This is a genomic window from uncultured Intestinibacter sp., from assembly GCF_902468165.1.
Taxonomy (GTDB): Bacteria; Bacillota; Clostridia; order Peptostreptococcales; family Peptostreptococcaceae; genus Intestinibacter.
The window spans coordinates 1-4,755 of sequence record NZ_CABQXJ010000118.1 but is presented as its reverse complement, the minus strand read 5'-3'; the positions used below and the strand labels follow the sequence as shown (position 1 = coordinate 4,755).

The 4,755-nt window shown below is 28.0% G+C and carries 5 protein-coding genes; 2 read left to right on the top strand and 3 right to left on the bottom strand.

The genetic code is table 11. From position 1 onward, the window contains the following. Window positions 1–157: 157 nt before the first annotated feature. Genes RDX53_RS13725 through RDX53_RS13715 form a run of 3 tightly spaced genes read right to left on the bottom strand, consistent with a single transcriptional unit; the run spans window position 158 to window position 1,936 of the window. The gene (locus tag RDX53_RS13725) at window positions 158–646 is read right to left on the bottom strand and encodes a hypothetical protein (protein WP_195931748.1); all 489 of its coding nucleotides are present in this window, start codon (window positions 644–646) and stop codon (window positions 158–160) included. Window positions 647–687: 41 nt separating this feature from the next. After that, the gene (locus tag RDX53_RS13720) at window positions 688–1,107 is read right to left on the bottom strand and encodes a hypothetical protein (RefSeq protein WP_195931747.1); all 420 of its coding nucleotides are present in this window, start codon (window positions 1,105–1,107) and stop codon (window positions 688–690) included. Beyond that, a complete protein-coding gene (locus tag RDX53_RS13715; protein WP_195931746.1) occupies window positions 1,097–1,936 on the bottom strand; it encodes a DUF5685 family protein in 840 nt (279 codons plus the stop codon). Before RDX53_RS13715 ends, RDX53_RS13720 begins: the two co-directional genes overlap by 11 nt. Before the next feature lie 175 nt (window positions 1,937–2,111). Between RDX53_RS13715 and RDX53_RS13710 the strand changes: the two genes are divergently transcribed. Next, the gene (locus tag RDX53_RS13710) at window positions 2,112–3,017 is read left to right on the top strand and encodes a LysR family transcriptional regulator (protein WP_195931745.1); all 906 of its coding nucleotides are present in this window, start codon (window positions 2,112–2,114) and stop codon (window positions 3,015–3,017) included. 413 nt (window positions 3,018–3,430) lie between these two features. Further along, entirely contained in the window at window positions 3,431–4,618 is a 1,188-nt protein-coding gene (gene megL, locus RDX53_RS13705; protein ID WP_195931421.1) for a methionine gamma-lyase, read from the top strand. Window positions 4,619–4,755: the final 137 nt, after the last annotated feature.

The following is a 4,755-nucleotide window of genomic DNA, read 5'->3' as shown; positions in this document are numbered from 1 at the left end:
GAAACGGATAAAACGTAGAATACTCAATGTAATTAGCATATTATAAAGAGATACTGTATTAGAGTTTTGCTATTTGTGTTGAATATTAAAGCAACGATATGAACCTTTTTTTATTAATTAATAAATAATTAAATTATAATAGATATCTCTTTTAAATTTATTTTTCAAAAATATGTTTTAGCTTTTGATCATAATAATCTATAAATAAAGAATAAACATAATCATATATTAAAAATACTACTTCAAATAATAAGACTAGATACCACTTTGAAGGTACATATACAAATTGTTTTGCAATAAAATATAATATTACTAAAGCTATATTTGCGTAAAGTAACTTAAGTATATATTCCAAAATTATTGGTCTATCTTGTTCTATTAAAAATTTAATCAATCCATATATGCCAAATGTAAGTGTATATATAGCCCAATGAATTTTATTTGCCATTGCTATAAAACTAAGTATTACAGATGCTAGATAAAATACTATGCCTGTTTTTGGCCCCCAATTCATAATAACAATAGCAATAGGAAGAGATGCTAAACCCAACAGAAAAATAGTATTTGTTTGAAATAAATTAACCATTAAAAATATCGTAACATCTACTGCCAAAAGCATCCCTGTATATGCAATTTTTCTGCCCATTTAATCAATCCTCCCTTAAATTAAAACTTGTGACAATTATTTTAACAACAGCTTATTAAGTCGCCTCCACAACATTCACAACATTGATCAGCGCACCATAATTGACACAATGTATCACAACAGTCATCACCACAACAACAGCAGCAACAACCATTTGAATCATTTCTTTTTCTTCGATTGTAGTTATATGAGTGATTATTATAGTCGTTTCTATATTGGTTATATTGATTAAATGCATGACTATATTCTTCGTTTTTTGGCTCCATAGTGGCCGCTGTTTTTATATATTCTTCACCTTCATCATAATATCCAATATTCATAGCTGATAGTCCAGTTAGATAGTACCATTCACTACACTTATTGTTTATCTTTTGAAGTAAATCATATGCTCTTTGAAATTCCTTCTTAGCCATCAGACTTCTTATATCTCCAAATTGACCTTGATATACATTACTGTACATTTGTTTCACACCCTTCCTCTAATATATGTTTATATCTTAAGTAAACTCCAGAATATATTATGTTGTCTATTATAGCTTTATTAAATTCAAGATTTAAATTTTCTATATTTTTAGCAACCATTCCTAAAGACATACTTATTAACCTATCTACTTTATTTTTTAACTCTTCTTTTTTATCTATATAATCCATAAATGGATTATATCTTTTATTTTTATAATCTTCTTCTAAATCTTCATATGCATCTAGTATGTAGATATACTTTCCTAAGTTAAACCCTATGTTTCTTAAAGTTTGTTCATATTCATCTTTTTTAAATACAAATATTTCTCCCATTAAGTTTCCAAATGTATTTGAAACTCTATCAATACTTTTTGATTTTTCATTTTCTAATTCTCTTAAATTTAAAAGTTGTTGTTTGATATATTCTGCCTTCTCGGGATATTTTTCATACGCTGATTTTAATTTTCCTTTGTAAATTGCATATGCTAATTTATCTTTTATTGTATTGTCATCATATAAATTATCTTCTAATTTGTAATATGATAAAAGTATATTCATACTTGCTGCGTATTCAGTTATTTCATTTACTATACGCATTTTTTTCTTTAATGGATTAGCAATACATCTTTCTTCTGTAACTTTTGATTCCACTTTATAAAGAGCTGTTAAAATTACTATTAAAAATGTTATATCGTAATTTAATGATAATCTTGAAATTTCACCATGGTTTTCTTTTAAATATTTACACAAACCACAGTAATACCCTTTATAATAATCATATTCTCTAAATGTCAAATCCATCTTATTTATTCTTATATAACCAAACATGATTTTTCCTTCCTTTGACATTTTAACTTTTTAATATTAGTATATCACTTTAATATAGTTTTAATTTATTACAATATATTAAGAAATCTAGCTTTATAATTGCTTATTTGCAATAATTTTATACTATAATTTTTAATATAAAGATTATAATTTCTAATAAAAGTAGGTGATTAATATGACTTTACAACAATTAAAATATGTGCTTGCTATAGCTGATAAAGGCTCTATCAACGAAGCCGCCAAAAGTTTATTTATATCCCAGCCAAGTCTTTCAAATTCTATAAAAGAGCTAGAACAAGAATTACAAATTACTATTTTTGTACGAACTAATAGAGGTATGACTCTTACAAATGAAGGATACGAATTTATCGGCTATGCAAGACAAGTTATTCAGCAATATGAAATACTCGAAGAAAAATATATTGAAGATAAGTATGCTAAAAAACACTTCTGCGTATCTACCCAACATTATGGTTTTGCTACAAACGCATTTATATCATTAATACAAAAATATGGTGGTGATAAATATGAATTCTCTATTAGAGAGACAAAAACCTTTGAAATTATTGATGATGTAAAAAATTTACGCAGTGAAATCGGAATTATATATTTAAGCAATTATAATAAAAGTGTACTACAAAAAATTATTCGTGAAAGCAATCTTAAATTTTTATCTCTAATAAAAGCTAAACCTCATATATTTATAAGCGAAAATCATCCCCTTGCATCTAAAAAAATAGTTACACTAGAAGATCTTGATGAATATCCTTGCTTATCATTTGAACAAGGAACATATAATTCATTTTACTTTTCAGAAGAAATATTAAGTACTCGTAGCGTAAAAAAGAGTATAAAAATTAGTGATAGGGCTGCAATATTTGACTTTATGGTAGGACTTAATGGATATACAATTTCTTCTGGTATGTATCCTGCTTATTTTTTAAGTGGTAGAAAAATTATATCCATCCCTCTTGATGTTGATGAAGTTATAAATATCGGTATAATTTATCATAAGGACATTACTCTATCTAATATTGGACAAATATATTTACAAATGTTAAAGGATCTTTTAAAAAAATAATTGCTTGAGCAATTATTTTTTATAAAAATCCATACTACAAATCGTAATCAAAAATCATTCTTTTTCATCATTTTAATAAAAATAATTATATGTTTTTAGTATTTGTATTTTATAAATTTATTATTTTCTTAACTATAGTTTTTAACTATATCAAGTTATATTTTTTTAGTTATACTAATATACAGTCCTATGAAATTACAATTATATTAAGAAGTAAATCTCATTTCTATAATATTTATAATACTTCTCAAAAATAAATAACCTACAAAAGTACTTTACAAATCAATTTTTTTAGTATAGGTTATGTGTTCACAGAGGTTGTGAAAATTCTGAAACTTTATCAAGACTACAAATTTCTTCACAGTAAAATTTATATAATAAATATTCATATTAAAAATAAGGGGGTTTTAATAATGGATAATAAAAAAGGATTTGCAACTACATCAATTCATGCAGGGCATCACAAAAACGCTGCTGGTGCTTTATCATTGCCAATATATCAAACTTCAACATTTGTATTCGAAAGCGCTGAACAAGGCGGAAAAAGATTTGCAGGCGAAGAAGAAGGATACATATATTCCAGATTAGGAAATCCAACTAATACTTCTTTAGAAGAAAAAGTCGCTGCTTTAGAAGGTGGTGAAGCTTGTGCCTCTACTTCATCTGGTATGGGTGCTATTGCTGCTACATTATGGACAGCATTAAAAGCTGGTGACCATGTTCTTGCTTGTGATACGCTTTATGGCTGTACTCAATCATTGATGAGCAGTGGTTTAACAAAATTCGGTATCGAAGTAGATTTTGTTGATTTATCTGATTTAGATTTAGTTAAATCCAAAATAAAAGATAATACTAAAGTTGTTTATCTTGAAACACCTGCTAATCCAACTTTAAAAATCTGTGATATTGAAGGAATTTCAAAGATTGCACACAAAAAAGAAGGCACTATAGTTGTTGTAGACAATACTTTCTGTTCACCATATATCCAAAGACCACTTGAATTAGGTGCAGATGTTGTCGTTCACTCTGCTACTAAATATATAAATGGTCATGGTGATGTTATCGCCGGTTTAGTAGTTGGTAAAAAAGATTTTATAACTGCTGTTAAAATGGAGGGTATCAAAGATTTTACAGGTGCTGTACTAAGCCCTAATGATGCATTCTTAATAGCTAGAGGTCTTAAAACTCTTCCAATAAGAATGGAAAAACATTGTGAAAATGCAATGAAGGTAGCAGAATTTTTACAAAATCACCCTGCTATTGAATCTATACTTTATCCTGGATTAAAAGACTTTCCACAATATGATTTAGCTAAAAAGCAAATGTCTCTTCCAGGTGCTATGCTTTCATTTGAAGTTAAAGGTGGAATCGAAGCTGGTGCAAAATTGATGAATACTATAAAACTTTGTACACTAGCTGTTAGCCTTGGTGATGCAGAAACATTAATAGAACATCCAGCATCTATGACTCATTCTCCTTGTACTCCAGAAGAAAGAGCTGCTGCAAATATTACAGATGGTCTAGTAAGACTTTCTGTCGGTCTTGAAGATGCCGATGATATAATCGCTGATTTAAAACAGGCATTAGATAAATTAGTATAAAAAATTCGCTTCGCTCATGGCGCCAACGACTTCGTCCGTTGCTTAAAAATCACTTCGCTCATGGCGCCAACAAATCGGAGATTCCGTTGCTTAAAATTCACTTCGTTCATGGCGCCAACGAATCAAAGATTCCGTTG

Coding starts and splice junctions, on each gene's coding strand:
- megL (WP_195931421.1), top strand. CDS start 3,431: ATGGATAATAAAAAAGGATTTGCAACTACATCAATTCATGCAGGGCAT.
- RDX53_RS13720 (WP_195931747.1), bottom strand. CDS start 1,107: ATGTACAGTAATGTATATCAAGGTCAATTTGGAGATATAAGAAGTCTG.
- RDX53_RS13725 (WP_195931748.1), bottom strand. CDS start 646: ATGGGCAGAAAAATTGCATATACAGGGATGCTTTTGGCAGTAGATGTT.
- RDX53_RS13715 (WP_195931746.1), bottom strand. CDS start 1,936: ATGTTTGGTTATATAAGAATAAATAAGATGGATTTGACATTTAGAGAA.
- RDX53_RS13710 (WP_195931745.1), top strand. CDS start 2,112: ATGACTTTACAACAATTAAAATATGTGCTTGCTATAGCTGATAAAGGC.